The organism is Pararhodobacter zhoushanensis (assembly GCF_025949695.1).
Lineage (GTDB): Bacteria > Pseudomonadota > Alphaproteobacteria > Rhodobacterales > Rhodobacteraceae > Pararhodobacter > Pararhodobacter zhoushanensis_A.
Genome location: NZ_JAPDFL010000001.1, coordinates 2,099,550 through 2,118,206 on the forward strand (window position 1 = coordinate 2,099,550; position 18,657 = coordinate 2,118,206).

20 protein-coding genes and 1 tRNA gene are annotated in these 18,657 nt (G+C 65.1%); 13 read left to right on the forward strand and 8 right to left on the reverse strand.

From position 1 onward, the window contains the following. Nucleotides 1-18: 18 nt before the first annotated feature. The 3 genes from glnA (at nt 19) to OKW52_RS10545 (ending at nt 2,887) form a co-directional block, all read left to right on the forward strand. Nucleotides 19-1,425 carry a type I glutamate--ammonia ligase gene (gene glnA, locus OKW52_RS10535; protein ID WP_264505662.1) on the forward strand — a complete coding sequence of 469 codons (1,407 nt, stop codon included), beginning with the start codon at nt 19-21 and terminating at the stop codon, nt 1,423-1,425. A gap of 121 nt (nt 1,426-1,546) precedes the next feature. Continuing rightward, nucleotides 1,547-1,972, forward strand: coding sequence for a hypothetical protein (locus OKW52_RS10540; protein WP_264505663.1), 426 nt, complete (start codon nt 1,547-1,549; stop codon nt 1,970-1,972). Between the two features lie 114 nt (nt 1,973-2,086). Next, complete coding sequence (locus OKW52_RS10545) at nt 2,087-2,887, forward strand: hypothetical protein (RefSeq protein ID WP_264505664.1); 801 nt, start codon at nt 2,087-2,089, stop codon at nt 2,885-2,887. On the opposite strand, the gene OKW52_RS10550 is transcribed toward OKW52_RS10545, so the two are convergent. After that, nucleotides 2,884-3,663 carry a heme-dependent oxidative N-demethylase family protein gene (locus OKW52_RS10550; protein ID WP_264505665.1) on the reverse strand — a complete coding sequence of 260 codons (780 nt, stop codon included), beginning with the start codon at nt 3,661-3,663 and terminating at the stop codon, nt 2,884-2,886. The two genes, OKW52_RS10545 and OKW52_RS10550, sit on opposite strands and share 4 nt — an antisense overlap. 82 nt (nt 3,664-3,745) lie before the next feature. Between OKW52_RS10550 and dddP the strand changes: the two genes are divergently transcribed. Continuing rightward, the gene (gene dddP / locus OKW52_RS10555) at nt 3,746-5,080 is read left to right on the forward strand and encodes a dimethylsulfonioproprionate lyase DddP (protein WP_264505666.1); all 1,335 of its coding nucleotides are present in this window, start codon (nt 3,746-3,748) and stop codon (nt 5,078-5,080) included. Between the two features lie 171 nt (nt 5,081-5,251). Here the strand turns inward: dddP and OKW52_RS10560 are convergent, their stop codons facing one another. The 6 genes from OKW52_RS10560 to OKW52_RS10585 form a co-directional block, all read right to left on the reverse strand. Then, nucleotides 5,252-6,070: a DMT family transporter gene (locus tag OKW52_RS10560; protein ID WP_264505667.1), complete on the reverse strand. Its 819-nt coding sequence runs from the start codon at nt 6,068-6,070 to the stop codon at nt 5,252-5,254. A gap of 1 nt (nt 6,071) precedes the next feature. Beyond that, nucleotides 6,072-7,205 carry an aminotransferase class V-fold PLP-dependent enzyme gene (locus OKW52_RS10565; RefSeq protein WP_264505668.1) on the reverse strand — a complete coding sequence of 378 codons (1,134 nt, stop codon included), beginning with the start codon at nt 7,203-7,205 and terminating at the stop codon, nt 6,072-6,074. Between the two features lie 66 nt (nt 7,206-7,271). Then, nucleotides 7,272-7,970, reverse strand: coding sequence for a polysaccharide deacetylase family protein (locus tag OKW52_RS10570; RefSeq protein ID WP_264505669.1), 699 nt, complete (start codon nt 7,968-7,970; stop codon nt 7,272-7,274). A 38-nt stretch (nt 7,971-8,008) separates the two neighbouring features. After that, nucleotides 8,009-8,614 carry a LysE family transporter gene (locus OKW52_RS10575; protein ID WP_264505670.1) on the reverse strand — a complete coding sequence of 202 codons (606 nt, stop codon included), beginning with the start codon at nt 8,612-8,614 and terminating at the stop codon, nt 8,009-8,011. Between the two features lie 4 nt (nt 8,615-8,618). Further along, on the reverse strand, nt 8,619-9,071 hold the full coding sequence (locus OKW52_RS10580) for an Lrp/AsnC family transcriptional regulator (protein ID WP_264505671.1): 453 nt from the start codon (nt 9,069-9,071) through the stop codon (nt 8,619-8,621). A gap of 105 nt (nt 9,072-9,176) precedes the next feature. Next, nucleotides 9,177-10,067 carry a LysR substrate-binding domain-containing protein gene (locus tag OKW52_RS10585; RefSeq protein ID WP_264505672.1) on the reverse strand — a complete coding sequence of 297 codons (891 nt, stop codon included), beginning with the start codon at nt 10,065-10,067 and terminating at the stop codon, nt 9,177-9,179. 85 nt (nt 10,068-10,152) lie between these two features. Between OKW52_RS10585 and OKW52_RS10590 the strand changes: the two genes are divergently transcribed. The 7 genes from OKW52_RS10590 (at nt 10,153) to OKW52_RS10625 (ending at nt 16,237) form a co-directional block, all read left to right on the forward strand. Beyond that, complete coding sequence (locus OKW52_RS10590; RefSeq protein WP_264505673.1) at nt 10,153-11,358, forward strand: trans-sulfuration enzyme family protein; 1,206 nt, start codon at nt 10,153-10,155, stop codon at nt 11,356-11,358. Between the two features lie 50 nt (nt 11,359-11,408). Beyond that, a complete protein-coding gene (gene ehuB, locus OKW52_RS10595; RefSeq protein ID WP_264505674.1) occupies nt 11,409-12,290 on the forward strand; it encodes an ectoine/hydroxyectoine ABC transporter substrate-binding protein EhuB in 882 nt (293 codons plus the stop codon). Between the two features lie 24 nt (nt 12,291-12,314). Beyond that, nucleotides 12,315-12,974 carry an amino acid ABC transporter permease gene (locus OKW52_RS10600; protein WP_264505675.1) on the forward strand — a complete coding sequence of 220 codons (660 nt, stop codon included), beginning with the start codon at nt 12,315-12,317 and terminating at the stop codon, nt 12,972-12,974. After that, nucleotides 12,964-13,623, forward strand: a complete 660-nt coding sequence (gene ehuD, locus OKW52_RS10605) for an ectoine/hydroxyectoine ABC transporter permease subunit EhuD (protein WP_264505676.1) — start codon at nt 12,964-12,966, stop codon at nt 13,621-13,623. The genes OKW52_RS10600 and ehuD overlap by 11 nt, the downstream gene beginning before the upstream one ends. Before the next feature lie 25 nt (nt 13,624-13,648). Beyond that, the gene (locus OKW52_RS10610; RefSeq protein WP_264505677.1) at nt 13,649-14,392 is read left to right on the forward strand and encodes an amino acid ABC transporter ATP-binding protein; all 744 of its coding nucleotides are present in this window, start codon (nt 13,649-13,651) and stop codon (nt 14,390-14,392) included. Nucleotides 14,393-14,403: 11 nt separating this feature from the next. Next, entirely contained in the window at nt 14,404-15,294 is an 891-nt protein-coding gene (locus OKW52_RS23355) for a hypothetical protein (RefSeq protein ID WP_455430308.1), read from the forward strand. Nucleotides 15,295-16,163: 869 nt separating this feature from the next. Then, nucleotides 16,164-16,237, forward strand: a tRNA-Gly gene (locus tag OKW52_RS10625). A gap of 17 nt (nt 16,238-16,254) precedes the next feature. Here the strand turns inward: OKW52_RS10625 and OKW52_RS10630 are convergent. Next, the gene (locus tag OKW52_RS10630) at nt 16,255-16,851 is read right to left on the reverse strand and encodes a sulfotransferase family 2 domain-containing protein (protein WP_264505678.1); all 597 of its coding nucleotides are present in this window, start codon (nt 16,849-16,851) and stop codon (nt 16,255-16,257) included. Nucleotides 16,852-17,024: 173 nt separating this feature from the next. On the opposite strand from OKW52_RS10630, the gene recA reads away from it, so the two are divergent. Continuing rightward, nucleotides 17,025-18,092, forward strand: coding sequence for a recombinase RecA (gene recA / locus OKW52_RS10635; RefSeq protein ID WP_264505679.1), 1,068 nt, complete (start codon nt 17,025-17,027; stop codon nt 18,090-18,092). 12 nt (nt 18,093-18,104) lie between these two features. Then, nucleotides 18,105-18,656 (forward strand): hypothetical protein, encoded by a 552-nt coding sequence (locus OKW52_RS10640; protein WP_264505680.1) that lies wholly within the window; start codon nt 18,105-18,107, stop codon nt 18,654-18,656. Nucleotide 18,657 lies beyond the last annotated feature (1 nt).

Sequence of the window (18,657 nt, forward strand, 5' to 3'; positions counted from 1 at the left end):
TACAATCAGGGGACAAATATGAGCGTTGAAACGGTTCTCAAACTGATCAGCGACGAGCAGGTCGAGTATGTGGACATCCGCTTCACCGATCCGCGCGGAAAGCTGCAGCACGTCACGGTCGTGTCGGATCTGGTCGATGAGGATTTCCTCGAAGAAGGCTTCATGTTCGACGGCTCGTCGATCGCCGGCTGGAAATCAATCGATCAGTCGGACATGAAACTGATGCCGGACACCAGCAGTGTCTACATCGACCCGTTCTATGCCGAGAAAACCATCGCGCTGCACTGCGACGTGGTCGAGCCGGACACCGGCGAGGTTTACGACCGTTGCCCGCGTCAGACTGCCAAGAAAGCCGAAGCCTACCTGAAATCCTCGGGTATCGGCGACACGTTCTACGCTGGCCCGGAAGCCGAGTTCTTCCTGTTCGACGACGTGCGCTATTCCGTGACCCCGCAAAAAGTGTCGTTCCAGATCGACGCTGATGCGGCGGCCTGGAATACGGATGCCGAGTTCGAAGGCGGCAACATGGGCCACCGTGCTGCGCACAAGGGCGGCTACTTCCCGGTGAACCCGGTGGACGAAGCCCAGGACATCCGTTCGGAAATGCTGTCGACGATGAAGTCGATCGGCATCAAGGTCGACAAGCACCACCACGAGGTCGCGACCTGCCAGCACGAGCTGGGCATGATCTTTGGCGGTCTGGTCGAGCAAGCCGACAACATCCAGAAATACAAATACATCATTCACAACGTGGCCGCTGCTTACGGCAAGACCGCGACCTTCATGCCCAAACCGATGAAGGGTGACAACGGGTCGGGCATGCACGTAAACATGTCGATCTGGAAAGACGGCAAGCCGCTGTTCGCAGGCGACCAGTATGCGGATCTGTCGATCGAAGCGCTGTATTTCATTGGCGGTATCCTCAAGCACGCCAAGTCGCTGAACGCGCTGACCAACCCGTCGACCAACAGCTACAAGCGCCTGATCCCGGGCTTTGAAGCCCCGGTTCTGCGCGCGTATTCGGCCCGCAACCGCTCGGGCTGCGTTCGCATCCCGTGGACGGAATCGCCCAAAGCCAAACGCGTCGAAGCCCGCTTCCCCGATCCGGCAGCGAACCCCTACCTGGCCTTCGCCGCTCTTCTGATGGCTGGTCTGGACGGCATCAAGAACAAGACCCATCCGGGCGAAGCCTCGGACAAGGATCTGTACGACCTGCCGCCGGAAGAACTGGCCGCCATCCCGACCGTCTGCGGCTCGCTGCGCGAAGCCCTGGAAGAGCTGGAAAAGGATCACGACTACCTGCTCGCAGGCGGCGTGTTCACCAAGAGCCAGCTGGAAGGCTACATGGCGCTGAAATGGGACGAGGTTTACGCGTTCGAGCACACCCCGCACCCGATCGAATACGCGATGTACTACAGCTGCTGATCTGAGGATCACGGTTTTGAGGGGCGCCCATAAGGGCGCCCCTTTTCCGTTTGGGGACGGGCGGATATAGACTACAGTTGCGCCGGACCCTCATGGTGTCGGGTCTCTGCAAGGACGGGCTATGACCAAGTACCACCCCCTCGATGTGCGTCATCCCGACAACCGGCCGTATCTGAGCAAGAATTACCTGCTCGACCCGCCGTCGATGACGCATAACACGCGCTATGACGCGGTCGAGCCCGCCCGTGGACGCGCCGCGCGTCTGGCCGAAATGGTCTCGGCGCCGCTGGGCCGGGGGCAGCGCACCAGCACCGCCACCCCGTCCAGCCCGGCTCAGGCGACCGCGCCCTGGGGCAGCACGCCGTCCCGCGCCGCGCCGGTCGGCGCGACGTCCTCGGGCGCGTCCCGCGCAGCCGGGATCTTGCGCACGGTGTTCTTTCTGGGGGTGTTTGGTTTCATCGTGCTGAACCAGACCGATGCGTTCGAGCAGATCACCGCCGAGTTGCGCGGCTGGTTCGCCTCGATGGGCATTGCCTTCCCCTTCTGATTTATTCGGTCAAAGTCGTGCAAAATTGTGCAGACTTCCAGCGCGCTTGCGGGCGGCGGTTCTGGTATCCTTTCCCTCTGCGCAGGCACGTCAGCGCAGCGGTGGAAGGGCATTATGCGCACAGGGACAGGCATCGCCGGGGCAACACTGCTCTTTGATGCGCGGGACGGCGAGCCGGACCTCGTGCTGGCCATGCAGTACCTGCTCGATGACCTGCGCGCTGAGGGGCGGCGCATTGTCGGCCTCAAGCTGACCTCCAGCACTCTGCGCCTGCGCGCAGAGCCGTATGAAATGGTGGTAACCGTCGCGCCTGATCCGTTACCCGCCAGCGCGATGCACGGCCTGTTGCGGCCCGTCATCGGCGACGCGCCCGATTTCGCCCGCGTCCATCTGGGCCGCGCCCTGCGCACCCATAGCCGGGCGATGGGGTTCCTGCTGCGCCGCCGTGGCGCTCCGCTGGCCGATCTGGAGGACAGCGAGCGTCTGCTGGTGCATGAAGGCCGCCATTGCCTGTTGTCGGTGCTTGAGGCGGCGACGCCCTCGCTGCTGATCTGGCAGCCGGGGGGGCTGGTGCTCAGCCTTGACGAATTCCGCCGCGCCGACCCCGCTGTGCTGATCGCGCAGGGCGACCTGTCCGCGCCGCTGACCGCGCCGTCGCCAGACCGGCTCAGCCTGCCGCGCCCCGGCACCGAACGGGACACAAGCGCCGAACAACCGCCGCCGGAAGCCGCCCTGTTGACCCGCGCGGATCGCCGCGACAAACGCAGCCTCGGGCGGCTCTTTGGCAAACCATCCCCGCGCCCGCCCATCGTCCCGCAGCTCGACCGCCAAAGCGAACGTCTCGCCGCCGCGCTGCGTCAGGGCGACGGGCCGGACCCGCCGCCAAAGCGCCGCTTCTGGGCGGGGCGTGCCTAGCCGCGATGGCGCGCGTCAAAGGCTGCCTCTTCGGCGGGGGTCAGCGTTTCGCGGCGCACCTGATAGGTATGGATGGCAAACAGCACCGCCCGCGTCTTTGGCAGCCGCATCAAGACCTGCCGCTCGCTGCGGATATAGCCGCGCCGCTCGGTATCGGGCGCGCGTTTTTCCGCTTCACGGCGCGGCTGAAACAACGCCGGATCGATGTAATCGAGCACATTGCCCCGCCACAGCGGTTGTTCTGGCCGGATCAGATCAAACAGGCGCTGAACCCGCTTCCCAACGCCGGTATCGTAGGAGGCGACCGGTGTGTGGATGCCGGGCAAGCCGCGCCCGATCTTCTCGCTCAACGTCCAGCTGGCGGGAAAGCACAGCACGGCGGCCGTCATCACATGATGCCCGTCGGGGCCATCCTGCAACAGCACCAGATCCTCTTGCACCAACCGCCCCAGCACCGCCAGCGGCGCTCCCTCACGCGCGACGAACCGCCCGTCCGGGCAGCGCCAACCCTCGCTCCCAGCCGTGAACCCCAAGGCGGGCAGGCGCGCCGTGACGGCCTCGAATAGCTCATCGACCGCCGCTTCCGATCCGGGCAGGGCGGCCAAGACCGCGCAGGGTCGCTCGGCAAGCAGGCGTTCGCGCTCGGCCATCTGCTGCGCGTAGACCTCGTCAACCCGCAACCAATCCTCGGGATCGAGGGGCTGAATGCCGGGCAGGCGGCTCAGGCGCGGGTCCATCCAGGTCTTGAACGGCAAGGCATCGTGCAAAATCGCCATTGTGGCCTTTCCCCAAGTCGCTTTTGGACAAGACTGTCCATAAACCCTGCGCAAGGCTGGGCAGGGATTTCGGGGGCAGACGATGGACCACTACGCAGACCGGCGCAAGATTGACCCAACCCGCGGCGCAGAGCTGGGCGACGGCAGCGCCAATGACAACGACCGGGTCGAGATCGGCCCGACCCAGCTGGCCTTTCGCGAATGGGAGGCAGCCGGCCTGACCCTGCCCGATCTGGCCCGGATGCGCGCCTACCGGCTGGCGCGGCTGGTGCAGGCGATACAAGCGCGCGATCTGGCCGGGCTGTTGCTGTTCGACCCGCTCAACATCCGCTACGCCACCGACACCACCAACATGCAGCTGTGGAACAGCCACAACCCTTTTCGCGCCTGCATGGTCTGCGCAGATGGCCACATGGTGGTCTGGGAATACAAGAATGCGCCGTTTCTGGTCGATTTCAACCCGCTGGTGAAAGAGCTTCGCCACGGCGCGTCCTTCTTCTACGCGGTGACCGGCGACAAGGGCGGCGACGCGGCCAACGGTTTTGCCGGGCAGATCACGGAAGTGTTGCGCGCGCATGCCGGCGACAACAAGCGGCTGGCGATCGACAAGATCCAGATCCTGGGCCTCAAGGCGCTGGAACGCGCCGGTTTCGAGATCCACGAGGGTGAGGAAGTCACCGAACGCGCCCGCGCGATCAAAGGTCCCGACGAGGTTCTGGCGATGCGGTGCGCCAGCCATGCCTGCGAAGCCTCGATCGCTGAAATGGAACACTTCGCGCGGACCGAAATCCTCAAGGGTGGAATCTCCGAGGATGACGTTTGGGCCGAGCTGCACAAATCCAACATCCGCCGGGGTGGCGAATGGATCGAAACCCGCCTTCTAGCCTCGGGTCCGCGCACCAATCCCTGGTTTCAGGAATGCGGTCCCCGGCTCATCCAGCCCGATGAAATCGTCGCCTTTGATACCGACCTGATCGGGACCTATGGCTTTTGCATCGATATCTCGCGCACCTGGTGGATCGGCGAGGGGCGACCGACCAACGCGATGGTATCGGCCATGAACCACGCCGTCGATCACATCGCGCAGAACATGGCGATGCTCAAGCCGGGCGTGACGATCAAGGAACTGGTCCACAGCGGCCACCCGCTCGCGCCCGAGTTCTGGGCGCAGAAATATTCGTGCAAGATGCACGGGGTCGGGTTGTGCGATGAATGGCCCTACGTGCCCTATCCCGATGGCTGGGTCGAGGGCGCCTTCGACGTCGCCCTGGAGCCGGGTATGGTGCTCTGCGTCGAGGCGCTGGTCTCGCCCGAGGGCGGGGATTTCTCGATCAAGCTGGAAGATCAGGTGCTGATCACCGAGACCGGCTTTGACAACCTGACGCGCTATCCGCTGGACGCCGCTCTGCTGGGGTAAGCCGCAGAACCGGGAGGATTTTCCATCCTCCCGGACCCTCCTGGAGGATACTTTCAGACAGAAAATGGCGCATGGTTAACAAAACCTTATCATCTGTCCTTAAATATCCTGGGGGGTGAATTGGCCGACAGGCCAAGAGGGGGCAAGGCCCCCTTGCCCGGCCGCAGGCGATCACCGTCGCCGCGGCAGCGTCGCCAGTGCCACGCCGGCCAACACCACGGCGCAAGCCAGCACCGCGCCGCTGCTCAGCCGCTCGCCCATCAGCATCGCGCCCGCAGCCAGCGCGATCACCGGCACCGTCAGTTGTGCCGCAGCAGCGCGGGCGGCACCGAGCTGCGGCAGCACCGCGTACCACAGCGCGTAACCCAGACCTGAGGTCACGGCCCCCGACACGATCGCCAGCACCCAGCCCATCGGGGCGATATCGCCCAGTCCGGCGGGCAGGCAGGCCAGCGCGACCATGGGCGTCGCCAGCAAGAAATTCGCCGCCGTCGCCTGAAGCGGATCGGCCGCGCGGCGACCGGCGAGGGAATAGAGACCCCAGCCAAGCGCGGCCGCGCCCATCAGCAGGGCGGGGGGCAGGGCGGGAACCGCATCCGCGCCCGGCAACAGCAGCCCCGCCAGCCCGGCCAGCGCCAGCCCCGCACCCCAGAACCGGCGCGCGGGCGGCTGTTCGCCGCCCATCACCGCACCGGCCAGCATCGTTACCTGCACGCCCGCGAACAGGATCAGCGCGCCGATGCCGCTGTCCAGTGCCCGGTATGCCAGCGAGAAGCCAACCAGATACAGCGTCAACCAGAGAGCGGGCAGCAGGTTCGCCCGTCCCGGCCACGCCCGCGCCAGCGCCGCCAGTACCAATGCACCCGCCGTCACGCGGATCAGCGCGAAGGGCAGGGCTTCGATCAGCCCGCCGCCCACCGCGGCGCGGTTGAGCAGCGAGTTGGCCGCGAAAGCGACCATGACCAGCGCGCTGAGCGCGAGCAGGCGCATGTCAGCCGTCGAGTTCCACGGCCTTGAGCGCGGCGTCGAGCCGCGACAGCGTGCCCGGCACGTCCTTGAGCTTGTCAAGACCAAAGAGGCCGATGCGGAAGGTGCGGAACCCGTCACCCTCGCCGACCATCAGCGGCACGCCCGCCGCGATCTGATACCCGGCGGCAGCGAAGGCCGAGCCGTTCTGCAGCTCGGGCCGCTCGGTAAAACACACCACGACACCCGGCGCGCCAAAGCCCTCTGCCGCAAGCGGCGGGTGGCCATAGGCGGCCAGCAGCGCCCGCGCGCCCTTGCCAAGCGCGCATTGTGCCTTCTTCGCGGCCTCGAAACCCATTGCCTTGGTTTCCAGCATCGCATCGCGAAGACCGGCCAGCGCGTCGGTCGGCAGGGTGGCGTGATAGGCGTGGCCGCCGTCCTCATAGGCTTTCATGATCGCGCGCCATTTCTTCAGGTCCAGCGCGAAGCTGTCCGAGGTGGTCTCGGCCAGACGCGCCTCGGCGCGCGGGCCCATGACCACGATCCCGGCCGAGGGCGAAGCGCTCCAGCCCTTTTGCGGCGCCGAAACCAGCACATCGACGCCAAGCGCCTTCATGTCGACCCAGGCCGCGCCTGAGGCGATGCAGTCGAGCACCATCAGCGCGCCGACCTCATGCGCGGCATCGGCCAGCGCCTTGATATAGTCGTCGGGCAGGATCATCCCGGCCGAGGTTTCCACATGCGGCGCGAAGACCGCCTGCGGGGCCTCGGCGCGGATCTTGGCGGTGACTTCGGCGATCGGGGCCGGGGCATAGGCCGCCTGCGGGCCATTGCCACCGGGGCGGGCCATCATCACCTCGGTGCCGTCGTTCAGATCGCCCGCGTCAAAGATCGCGCTCCAGCGGAATGAAAACAGCCCGTTGCGCACCACAAGGCATTTGCCGCGCGCGAATTGCCGCGCGACCGATTCCATCGCGAAGGTGCCGCCACCGGGCACCAGCGCCACGGCACTGCCATTGTAGACTTCTTTCAGCATGCCCGAGATGTCACGCATGACACCCTGAAAACGCTGCGACATATGGTTCAGGGACCGGTCGGTGAAGACGACCGAAAATTCCTCGAGTCCGCCTTGGTCGATGGCATCATGAAGCGCGGGCATCGGGTACTCCGTATTTGATTTGCGCGCCAACTTAGGCCGGGCAGGCCCCCGGCGCAACGTGGCGCGTCACGGGGTCGCGGCGAGCAGCTCGGACAGGGTGACCAGCCGAAATCCACGCGCGTGCAACCCGTCGATGATCAGAGGGAGCGCCGCACGGGTGGCGCTGCGGCTGCTGGCCATCGCGTGCAGCAGGATGATCGAGCCGGGCCGCGCCTGTTCGATCGCGATGCGCGCGATGCGCTCGGCCCCGGCGTTGAGGTCGCTGTCGGGTTCGATGTCCCACATGACGGTGGTGCGGTTCTGCTCGGCCAGCACCCAGGGCAGCACGAACAGGCGCTTGCCATAGGGCGGGCGAAAATGGATCGGGCCGGTGTACCCCGCCGCTCGGATCGCCGCATCGGTGCGGGCCAGCTCGCGTTCGACAAAGGCCGGGCGCACCAGCACCATCCGCGTGTGGCTGTAGGAATGATTGCCCAAGTCGTGCCCGGCGGCGACCAGCGCGGCGGTGAGCATGGGGTTCGCCTCGGCCTCGCGTCCGGTGACAAAAAAGGTGGCGCGCAGGCTGCGCCCGGCAAGGATGCCAAGAATCGCCTCGGTCTGCACCGGCACCGGCCCGTCATCGAAGGTCAGCGCGACCAGCGGCTGCGTGGTCTCGACCCGGTCCACCATTGCACCGAACAGCTGGAAGCTGCGCGCGCGCGACAGCTGCCACAGGCCAGCGGCGGCCAGTGTAAGGATCAGGAGAAGGGCAAGGAGTCGGCGCATCGCCAGAGCCTGCGCCGCGCGGGCGCCCCCGGTCCAGTCTAGAGCGCGGGGATGAGCGCCCAGCCGCCGAGGCCGATGAGCATCACGGCGGACAACCGTGAAACCAGCCGCGCAAAGCCGGCGGGCAAGCGGCTGCGCGTCAGCGCCACGCCGCCCGACAGGATTGCCCACCAGGCCAGCGAGCCGAGGAACACGCCCGCGACGGCGATGCTGGCGGTGGCGATGGTTGCGTCTTCGGCCAGCCCCAGCCCGGCGAACATCGCCACAAAGGACAGGATGGTGGCCGGATTGGCGATGGTCAGCGCATAGGTCGCCGCCGCCGTGGTGATCAGGGTGCGGGCATTGGCTGTGGCGGGCGTCGCTTGGCCGCCACCACTTAGCCAGCCGCGTATCCCCAGACCGATCAGCAGCAGGCCGCCAAGGATGCGCACCCAGCCCGCGCCACCGTCCAGAACGCCCGCCATCGCGGCGAAGCCAAAGGCGGCAAAGGCGGCATAGGTCGCATCCGCCAGCGCGGTGCCGACACCCCCGGCAAACCCGGCGGCGAAGCCCATGTGCAGCGTGCGCGCGATGCACAGCGCACCGATGGGTCCAAGCGGGATGGCGACGGCGAAGCCCAACAGAACAGCCTTGAAAAACAACATGCTGTCAGCTCGCGACGGGTGGCACAAAAACCCCGGCCACCGGCGAAGACAGCGCCAGCACCGTCTGTGAACGGCCCAGAAATCCCAGCTGCTTCAACCCGGCCAGAAAGGTCTCAAGATCGGCCAGCGAGCCGGTGCGCATCTTGACCAGATAGGACCAGTCGCCGGTGACATGGTGGCACTCCTCGATCTGCGGATCGGCGGCAGCATGGGCGCGGAAGGCTGCCTCATCGGCGCGCTCGGACAGGGCTATCCAGACAAAGGCGAGGATGGGCAGATCCAGCGCCTGCGCCTCAACCGCGACGGTGAACCGCTGGATCGCACCGCTGGCCACCAGACGGCGCAGACGTTCGTTCACGGCCGAGGGCGACAGGCCGACATGCGCACCGATATCCGCCAGCGCGCGGCGGGCATCTTGGGCCAGAAGGTCGACGATTGTGCGGTCAATGGTATCCATAACCGCAATATTTGCTGAAATAGTGGCGATTCGCAAGCTAAATTCATGGCCTGGGCGGCTTGGAGCGTCGCGCCAGGGAAAGCCCGCAGCCTTCAAGGCACGCGATCAGCCGGTCTGCTGGCGCGCAACCTCTTCGAAGGCGGCGATGCAGGCTTTGACGATCCGCGAGGGGCGGGTCTGCGGCGCGGTCAGCAACAGCGTGCGGAAGTGGATCGCGGGCACAAAGGGGCGCAGTTCGATCTGGGTGCCGCGATAGAGCTCGGCGGTGAGCGGATTGACAAAGCCACAGCCGATCCCCGCCGCGATCATCGCGCACACGGTCGACGAATAGGGCGTCTCGAACACGATCCGCGGTGTCGATCCGGCGGCGCGCAGGATCGCGTCGGCTTCTTGCCGGGTGGTGTCTTCGGCGGCCAGCGCAACGAATTCCTGCCCGTCCAGATCCTGTGGCGTGATCGACTCCAACGCGCACAGCGGGTGCCCCTTGGGCAGGCCGACCATCGCGCATTTGGTCACGAAGGGCCGCGCATCGACGCCGCTCAGGTCGATCTCGTCGGCGGCAAGGCCAAAGTCGAACTGCCCGGCCACCACCAGATCGCGCACCACGGACGACATATGCGTCTGCATGGTGATCGCCACTTCGGGGTAGGCGCGGTGAAAGGCGGCCAGCGCCAGCGGCGCGATGGTGGTGCTATAGGCGGACAGGCAGGCGATGCGGATCTCGCCCGCGCCGAAATCGCGGATCCGCGCGGCAGCGGAGTTGAGCCGCGACAGGCCGATGAAGCAGGCTTCGACCTCACGGTGCAGCATCTGCCCTTCGGCGGTGGGAACCATGCGGCCCTTGATCCGCTCGAACAGCGCAAAGCCGATGTTGCGCTCAAGCTCGATGATCGCCTTGGATGCGGCAGGTTGCGAGATGCGCAGCAGATCGGCGGCCCGCGACACGGTGCCGGCGGTCATGATGGTGTGGAAAATCTCGATCTGTCGTTGGTTCACGGCACGAAACCCATAACCTGAGAGAATGGAGTGATCAGACCTTAGTATTGGACGGAATAGACCGCAACGCCGTAAAACCGGGGCTATGAAGACGAGTCCCGAGGATGCCATGCACGACCAGACGCTTTGCGTGACCCCGCCTGAGGCCGATATGACCGGCTTTGACACGCTGGCCGTGCCGGTCTACCGCGCCAGCACGATCCCCTTCGCCGATGCCGAGGGCTATCAGAACCGCCGCCTGCGCGGGCCGGATGGCTACAGCTATGGGCTGGGCGGTACGCCGACCACGCGGTCGCTGGAAGGCCAGATCACCGCGCTGGAAGGCGGAGAGCGGACCGTGCTGGTGCCGTCGGGGCAGGCCGGAATTTCGGTGGCGATGCTGACCTTTGTTCAGGCGGGCCAGAAGATCCTGATGCCCGACACGGTCTATCCCCCCGCGCGTGATTTTGCCCGTCAGGATCTGGCGCGCATGGGGATCGTGACCGACTTCTACGATCCCGGCTCGCTGGACGATCTGCGGGCGCGGCTCGACGACCAGACGCGACTGGTCTGGCTGGAATCGCCCGGCTCGACCACGATGGAAGTGCAGGATTTCGCCGCCATCGCCGATTTGGCGCATGCGCAGGGCGCGCTGGTGGGTTGCGACAATACTTGGGCGACGCCGCTCAATTTCAAACCCATCGCCCATGGTGCAGATCTGGTGGTCGAGGCGCTGACCAAGTATTTCTCGGGCCATTCCGATGTGCTGATGGGCTCGATCACCACCGCGACGGTCGCGTTGGGCCATCAGCTGCGCCGGTCGCTGGGGCGTTTGGGCATCGGCGTATCGCCGGACGATTGCTCGCTGGTGCTGCGCGGTATGCAGACGATGAGCGTGCGCATGCAGCATGCCTCGGCGGTTGCCCTGCGCGTGGCGCGATGGATGCAGACCCGGGCCGCCGTGACGCAGGTCCTGCACCCCGCGCTGCCCGACTGCCCGGGCCACGCGCTGTGGAAACGCGATTTTAGCGGCTCAAGCGCCGTGTTCAGCATCGTCCTGACCGCCGGGGCGGAAGCGCGGCTGATGCGGGCGCTGGATACGTTGGACCATTTCGTCATCGGTGCCTCATGGGGCGGCACGCGCAGCCTGCTGGCGCCGATGAACATTTCGGGGGACCGAAGCCTGCCGCGGGCAGGCGCACCCGAAACCTATCTGCGCGTCAGCATCGGGCTCGAAAATGAAGCCGATCTGATGGCGGATCTCGAGCGGCTGTTCGCAGCGCTCGAAGAAACAGCGCGTGACGCTGAATAAAAACAAACCTGGCCGACAGCCACCCCCAGCCCAACAGACAGGACGTCCCGATGACCCAGACCCGACGCAATTTTCTTGCCGCTACCCTGTGCAGCGCCGCGCTTGCCAGCGGATTCGCCGCGCCTGCCATGGCCGAGACTGCCCTGACCGAGCGCCTGTCTTCGGACACGCTGGTCATCGGCATTCACAACCGCGCGCCCTGGGGCTTTCGCGGCACCGACGGCGAGGCCACCGGCTATCACCCCGATCTGGTGCGGGCCGCCTTCTCGCATCTGGGTGTCGAGAACATTGAATTCGTCATCTCGGATTTTGGCGCGCTGATCCCCGGACTCAGCGCCAACCGCTTCGACATGATCGCCTCGGGGATCGCCATCACGCCTGAGCGGTGCGAGCAGGTGATCTTCAGCGAGCCGGACCTGTCCATCGGCGACGGGCTTCTGGTCGAGCAGGGCAACCCGCATAACATCCACTCCTACGCCGATTTCGTCCAGAACCCGGATCTGATGCTGGCCGGGGGCCGGGGCACGCTGAACTCGCGCAATGCGATGGAAGCCGGCGTGCCCGAGGATCAGATGCTGCAACTGCCCGAAACCAACGATCTGGTTTCGGCGCTGCTGGCCGGGCGGGCACAGGCGGCGACACTGTCGTCGCCCTCGGTGATCTCGCTGCTGGCCGATCCCAACCTGGCCGAGCGCGGGCTCGAGCGCGCCGAGCCGTTTGAGGGCCTGATGCGGGCGGATGGCACCCCGGCGGCGATGTATACCGCCATCGCGTTCCGGCCCGCGGATACCGCGCTGCGCGACGCCTATAACGCCCAGCTGTCGGTCATGATCGAGGATGGAACGCTGGAAGAAATCATGGGCCGCTATGGCTTCGGTCCGGCTGAAATGCCGCCGTCGCGGACCACGGCTGATATCTGCGCCGCCCGCTGACGTCGCGGTTGAAGGACAGGCTTCGTGACCTTCCCAAACATCCTTGCGGGCATCTTCGAGGGGTTCGGCGTCACCGCTGCCGTGACGTTCTACGGCATGCTCTACGCCGTGCCCTTCGCCTTTGGCGCCGGCATCTTGCAGCACTTCACGCGCGGGTGGGCCCGGCTTGCTGTTACCGCCGTGATCGAGTTCTGGCGCTCGTCGCCGGTGATCATCACCTTGTTTGTGATGTATTACACGCTGCCCAGCTTCGGCCTCACCCTGTCGGGAATGACAGTCGGGGCGATGGCGCTGGGGCTCAACATCGGCGGCTATGGCAGCCAGGCGGTGCGGGCGGCCCTGCAATCGCTCGACAAGGGACAAGTCGAGGCCGGGCTCGCGCTCGGCCTCAGGCGCTGGGAGGTGCTGGGGCTGGTTGAGCTGCCGCAAGCCTTCACCGCCATGCTGCCCAGCTTCGTCAACCAGTTCATCCAGCTCGTCAAAGGGACTGCGCTGGTGTCGCTGATCACCCTGACCGACATGACCTTTCGCGCCAAAGAGCTGTCGCAGCTGAGCTATGATCCGGTCGGCACCTATACCGGCCTGCTCGTGGCCTATTTCATCGTCTGCTATCCCGCGACCATTCTGGGACGGATGCTGGAGCAGCGGGTCTCGACGCCCGCAAGGGGGCTTCATGACCTTTGATGTCGATTTCGCACTCTCGACACTGCCCTTCATTCTCAAGGGCTTGTTCACCACGCTTTGGGTCACGGTGGCCAGCGCGCTCGGCGCGTCGATCCTGGGGTTCGTGTTCGAGGTATTGCGCCGCACCAGCCGCGTGATGGGGCTGCTCATGCGCTTTGTCATCGACGCGATCCGCTCGACCCCGGTTCTGGTGCAGCTCTATTTCTTGTACTTCGTGCTGCCGTTCTGGGGCGTCGTGCTGCCTGCGCTGGTCGTCGGCGTGATCGGATTGAGCGTCTATTACAGCGGCTATCTGGCCGAGGTGTTCAAGGCCGGGATCGACGCCATCCCGCGCGGGCAGACCGAGGCGGCCAAGGCCATCGGCCTGACCCGGCTCGATGTCATCGCCTTTGTCATCGCCCCGCAGATGCTGCGCAATATCGCCGCCCCGATGGGCAACTACTTTGTGTCGATCCTCAAGGCGACGCCGTATCTGGCGGTCATCGCGGTGCCCGAGATGCTGGGCTCAGCGCTGGATATCGGCTCGCGAACCTTCCGCTATGCCGAACCCATGCTGGTGGTCGGCGCGATCTTCCTGGTGCTGGCCGTCGCCATCGGTCAGGGCGTCCGGTGGCTGGAACTGCGCCTGCTCGCCTCGACCAGACGCTGAGCGCCGCGTATTGAAAGTGAGAGCAATGACCGAAACTGTGATCCCCGCCGTCTCGTTGCAGGGCGTGACCAAGAAATACGGGACATTTCAGGCGCTGACCAACGTCTCGCTCACCGTCGCCAAGGGCGAGCGCGTGGTGATCTGCGGGCCCTCGGGGTCGGGCAAGTCCACGCTGATCCGCTGCATCAACCAGCTTGAGCGGCACGACGGGGGCAAGATCATTGTCGACGGGGCCGAGATCGGAGCGCGCGGCACCCGCCTGCCGGACCTGCGGCGCGAGGTCGGGATGGTGTTCCAGCACTTCAACCTGTTCCCGCACCTGACCGTCTTGCGCAACTGCACGCTGGCGCTGACCCGCGCCCGCAAGATGCCGCGCGCCAAGGCCGAAGAGATCGCGCACCATTACCTTGCGCGCGTGCGCATCCCCGAGCAGGCCGACAAGTTTCCCAGCCAGTTGTCAGGCGGCCAGCAGCAACGCGTCGCCATCGCGCGGGCGCTGTGCATGAACCCGCAGGTGATCCTGTTCGACGAGCCGACCTCGGCGCTGGACCCCGAAATGATCAAGGAAGTGCTCGATGTCATGATCGACCTGGCGCAGGGTCAGATGACGATGATCTGCGTCACGCATGAGATGGGCTTTGCGCGCAAGGTCGCTGACCGGGTGGTGTTCATGGACCGGGGCGAGATCGTCGAAGCCGCGCCGCCCGAAGACTTCTTCAACACCCCGCAGAACGAGCGAACGCGCTTGTTTCTGGGACAAATCCTGTGAAAGGCGCGGCGATGGACAAGAGCATGGTCTGGTGTGGTCTCGATCTTGACGCCGAGGGCAAGGACAGCGACTTCCTGCGCATTCCGCATTCGGTCGACACCTCGGCCTATGGCTGGATCGGCGTCCCGGTGGTGCGCATCAAGAACGGCGAGGGGCCGACCGCGCTGCTCTGCGCGGGCAATCATGGCGATGAATACGAGGGGCAGGTCGCGCTCAACCGTCTGGCCCGCGCGATCGACGCGGCGGATGTCACGGGCCGGGTGATCATCCTGCCCGCGCTCAACGCCCCGGCCGTGCGCGCCGGACGCCGTGTCTCGCCGCTGGACGAAGGCAACCTGAACCGCGCCTTTCCCGGGCGCGCTGCGGGGACGCCGACCGAGATGCTGGCGCATTACATCTCGACCGAACTTTTTGCGCGTGCCGATCTGGTCATCGACCTGCATTCGGGCGGGCGTTCGCTGAACTATTTGCAGTGCGGGTTGGGACACTACGGCAAGGCACCCGAGACCGACGCCGCCATCCGCACGCTGCTTGAGGTCTTCAGTGCGCCGTGGAGCATCTTGACGCAGGGCGGCGGCGGCGGGGGGCGACAACCCTCTACGCCGCTGCCGCCGAGCGCGGGATACCGGCGATCACCTGCGAACTGGGGGGCGGTGCCACGCTGGACCCCGAGGGCACGCGCCACGCCGAAGAAGGCACGCGCCGCGTTCTGGCGGCCTACGGGATCTGGCGGGGCGCAGAGGTTCCGCCGCGCGCCAAGACGCGCTTTGCGCGGACTTTGCCGCGCGATCTGTCGATCTACGCCCGCCACACCGGTCTGTTCGAGCCGCACGCGGCGCCGGGTGACGCGGTCAGCAAAGGCCAGAGTGCGGGCCTGCTCTATCATATCGATCAGGTGCTGACCCCGCCGACCGAACTGCGGTTCGCCGTGGATGGCATTGTTTCATGCCGCCGGGCGCTGACGTTGGCGGGGCTGGGCGACTGTCTGTTCAATCTGGCGGAAACGATCTGACGGCAGCGTGCGTCGACGGGGCGATTGTCACCGTTGGGCAAGCGAGAGCGCGGCAAAGCTTTCCAGCCCAAAGCGTGTCCACCCATCGACGATTTTCAGAACCCGGTCGCTGTCCCAAGGTAGCGAGACCCTTCAACGTGTCACCAGTCGCCTGCGATGCGCAACGTCACCTCGACCGAAAACCGGCTTGACGATGTCTGGCGGCGGTGCGGTGGGCAGGGGCCTCTGGTGAACCGTTTGGTCGCCGCATATGGTCCTGATCAGCGTGTCGCAAGCAAGCGAACGCTTCGAGGCCTTTCCGCCCCTTCGGAACTGTGCGTCAACGGTGCGCTGATGATGTCTCGGGACGAGTCGCAAACCCCTGAAAGTGCATCATGGCCGCCTGATTGATCATAGTCAGCTGGTTGTGCGCGATCATCCCGCGACCGAGAGCTTCTAAACGGCGGTGATGTCCGTGTCGGAGCCCGACGGCAACAACATCGGCGCGGTTTACCAAGACGAAGCAACGCGCAACGCATCATCCGTCACCCTCGAGTTCTGGGCCAGCGTAGCAGCCGTTCGCCATGCCCGCTCGAAACCGCGCCGAGCACCGGGTGGCAAACGCCCGCTACCCGCCCTTTGCGCCCGAGGCACCAAGGACGCTGCGATCACCCTACGCGGCACGTCTGGCATAAGGCGGTGTCTGTTCGCTGACCTGCGGCTCATCGTCGGGCTGCCCTTGACGTCTTCAAGCTCATGAAATACGAACCGTCTTCAGTTGCGGGCGTTGTGTAATGGTAAGACCTCAGCCTTCCAAGCTGATGACGCGGGTTCGATTCCCGCCGCCCGCTCCAGGTTTTCCACCCAGATCTCAGCCGATGGACGCATACAGCGCGTAATCTGCCGACAGCCGCGTTTGAGCACGGGCGCGCAGCGCGTCGGGCAGGGCGCCATCGCCCTTGGGTGACACGTTCACCTCCGGCAGTTCGATGGCGAAATCCAGAAGCTCTTCCAGATACGCGACAAAGCCGCCGATCTCTTCATAGCGAAACAGCCGGTCAACGCCGCAGGCTCTCCCGTCATCGCCCTTCAGAAACGCCGATTGGCAGCCCACATCGGCGACCACGCTGCGCGGGGTGTCGAGATGCCCCTCGATGAAGTCGGCAAAGCTCATGCCCATGGTCGAGCCCGGCAGCTCGAACATATCCTCGCGCTGGCGCACCCGGTACCACGAGCCCAGCCAGTCTATCGGCTCGCGCATCAGCGCCACGGCGGTGAAGTCCTGCCCCGACAGCTCGCGCAGATAGGGCCGCAGGAACCGCTGCCAGTTGCGCGCGTCGCTGTGCTTGAGAGCGCCGGGTTGCATCACCGACAGCGATGCAAGCGGTGCCAGCGCGGTTTCGATCGCCGTGGACCCGGTCTTTGGCGTGGCCAGGATCACCAGGCGCTGTTCCCAGAAGACAAGCATCGCGCGCCCTTTCCCTGACGGTTTGAACGGTTTCTTAACTAAACTGGCAAAAATAGGGAATGCGACAAAGAAAGCTTGAAATGTTCTCTTTATGTCCGCATATAGATGAGAACATTGCTGGAACAAACGCTGTATTGTGGCCCCGGGCGGGCTGTGAAATAAGGGGCTAAACCATGGCAACCGCGAGCCTTCTCGACATGCAGGACAAGCGTTCACAGGATAAGCAGAAAGCACTCGACTCGGCATTGGCCCAGATCGAACGTCAGTTCGGTAAAGGGTCGATCATGCGTCTCGGGGCCGATAACCCTGTGGCCGAGATTGAGTCGACATCGACCGGCTCGCTCGGTCTGGATATCGCGCTGGGGATCGGTGGTCTGCCCAAGGGGCGGATCATCGAAATCTACGGGCCGGAAAGCTCGGGCAAGACGACGCTGACCCTGCATGTCATTGCAGAGGAACAGAAAAAAGGCGGCGTCTGCGCCTTTGTTGACGCCGAGCACGCGCTTGATCCGCAATACGCCAAGCGTCTGGGCGTCAATCTGGACGAGTTGCTGATCTCGCAACCCGACACGGGCGAGCAGGGGTTGGAGATCGTCGATACGCTGGTGCGTTCGGGCGCGGTGTCGCTGGTGGTGGTCGATTCGGTCGCTGCCCTCACCCCGAAGTCCGAGCTTGAGGGCGACATGGGCGACTCCAGTCTGGGCGTTCACGCCCGCCTGATGAGCCAGGCCATGCGCAAACTGACCGGGTCGATCAGCCGGTCGAACTGCATGGTCATCTTCATCAACCAGATTCGCATGAAGATCGGCGTCATGTTCGGCTCGCCCGAAACGACGACCGGCGGCAACGCGCTGAAATTCTACGCCTCGGTTCGTCTGGACATCCGCCGCATCGGCTCGGTCAAGGACCGTGACGAAATCGTCGGCAACCAGACCCGCGTGAAAGTGGTGAAGAACAAGGTTGCGCCGCCGTTCAAGCAGGTCGAATTCGACATCATGTATGGTGACGGGATCTCGAAAACCGGCGAGCTGATCGACATCGGCGTAAAGGCTGGTGTCGTTGAGAAGTCCGGCTCGTGGTATTCCTACGGCGATGAACGGATCGGGCAGGGGCGTGAGAATGCCAAGAGTTATCTCAAGGCCAATCCGACCATCGCGATGGAGATCGAGGATAAGATCCGCGCCGCCAACGGTCTGGATTTCCACGTCGGTGAAGAAGAAGGCCCCGTGCTCGACGATTGAGGAACGGTTTGGATGAGCGATCAGGCGACCCGCGCCGAACTTGATGCCGCAATCCCGCATATCATGGCCGCGCCAAAGGATGGCGCGGCCATCGAACAACTGTGCTTGCGCCCCGGCTACGGGGCCCGCCAGTTCGTCGATCAGATTACGCTGACCGCCGCCAGGGGTATCCCGGGCGAGCGATGGTCGACTGCGCCTTGGTTGCGCTTGCCCGATGGCAGCCCGCATCCGGGCATTCAGGTCTGTATCCTGCAACGCCGCGTGCTCGATCTTGTCTGGCGTGACCGCAGGGCCACACCACATCCGGGCGACACGTTCATCGTCGATATGGACCTGTCCGAGGCCAATCTGCCGACCGGGACGGTGTTGCAGGTTGGCACGGCGCAGCTGCGTGTGTCCGACGTGTTCAATGATGCCTGCGTCAAATGGAAGACCCGCTACGGTGCCCCGGCCAAAGACTGGGTCACCGCGCCGGGCCATCCGGCTTTACGTCTGCGAGGCCTCTTGTGCAGCATCACGCAGGACGGCGTGATCCGATCCGGTGACAGGCTGCGCAAGGGTTGAA

Excerpts from the sequence above, each read along its gene's own strand:
- OKW52_RS10565 (WP_264505668.1), bottom strand. The coding sequence starts at position 7,205 with ATGCCCGCGCTTCATGATGCCATCGACCAAGGCGGACTCGAGGAATTT.
- OKW52_RS10590 (WP_264505673.1), top strand. The coding sequence starts at position 10,153 with ATGAAGACGAGTCCCGAGGATGCCATGCACGACCAGACGCTTTGCGTG.
- OKW52_RS10550 (WP_264505665.1), bottom strand. The coding sequence starts at position 3,663 with ATGGCGATTTTGCACGATGCCTTGCCGTTCAAGACCTGGATGGACCCG.
- OKW52_RS10560 (WP_264505667.1), bottom strand. The coding sequence starts at position 6,070 with ATGCGCCTGCTCGCGCTCAGCGCGCTGGTCATGGTCGCTTTCGCGGCC.
- OKW52_RS10540 (WP_264505663.1), top strand. The coding sequence starts at position 1,547 with ATGACCAAGTACCACCCCCTCGATGTGCGTCATCCCGACAACCGGCCG.
- glnA (WP_264505662.1), top strand. The coding sequence starts at position 19 with ATGAGCGTTGAAACGGTTCTCAAACTGATCAGCGACGAGCAGGTCGAG.
- OKW52_RS10570 (WP_264505669.1), bottom strand. The coding sequence starts at position 7,970 with ATGCGCCGACTCCTTGCCCTTCTCCTGATCCTTACACTGGCCGCCGCT.
- OKW52_RS10610 (WP_264505677.1), top strand. The coding sequence starts at position 13,649 with ATGACCGAAACTGTGATCCCCGCCGTCTCGTTGCAGGGCGTGACCAAG.
- recA (WP_264505679.1), top strand. The coding sequence starts at position 17,025 with ATGGCAACCGCGAGCCTTCTCGACATGCAGGACAAGCGTTCACAGGAT.
- OKW52_RS10630 (WP_264505678.1), bottom strand. The coding sequence starts at position 16,851 with ATGCTTGTCTTCTGGGAACAGCGCCTGGTGATCCTGGCCACGCCAAAG.
- OKW52_RS23355 (WP_455430308.1), top strand. The coding sequence starts at position 14,404 with ATGGACAAGAGCATGGTCTGGTGTGGTCTCGATCTTGACGCCGAGGGC.
- OKW52_RS10545 (WP_264505664.1), top strand. The coding sequence starts at position 2,087 with ATGCGCACAGGGACAGGCATCGCCGGGGCAACACTGCTCTTTGATGCG.
- ehuD (WP_264505676.1), top strand. The coding sequence starts at position 12,964 with ATGACCTTTGATGTCGATTTCGCACTCTCGACACTGCCCTTCATTCTC.
- OKW52_RS10580 (WP_264505671.1), bottom strand. The coding sequence starts at position 9,071 with ATGGATACCATTGACCGCACAATCGTCGACCTTCTGGCCCAAGATGCC.
- OKW52_RS10640 (WP_264505680.1), top strand. The coding sequence starts at position 18,105 with ATGAGCGATCAGGCGACCCGCGCCGAACTTGATGCCGCAATCCCGCAT.
- OKW52_RS10575 (WP_264505670.1), bottom strand. The coding sequence starts at position 8,614 with ATGTTGTTTTTCAAGGCTGTTCTGTTGGGCTTCGCCGTCGCCATCCCG.
- dddP (WP_264505666.1), top strand. The coding sequence starts at position 3,746 with ATGGACCACTACGCAGACCGGCGCAAGATTGACCCAACCCGCGGCGCA.
- ehuB (WP_264505674.1), top strand. The coding sequence starts at position 11,409 with ATGACCCAGACCCGACGCAATTTTCTTGCCGCTACCCTGTGCAGCGCC.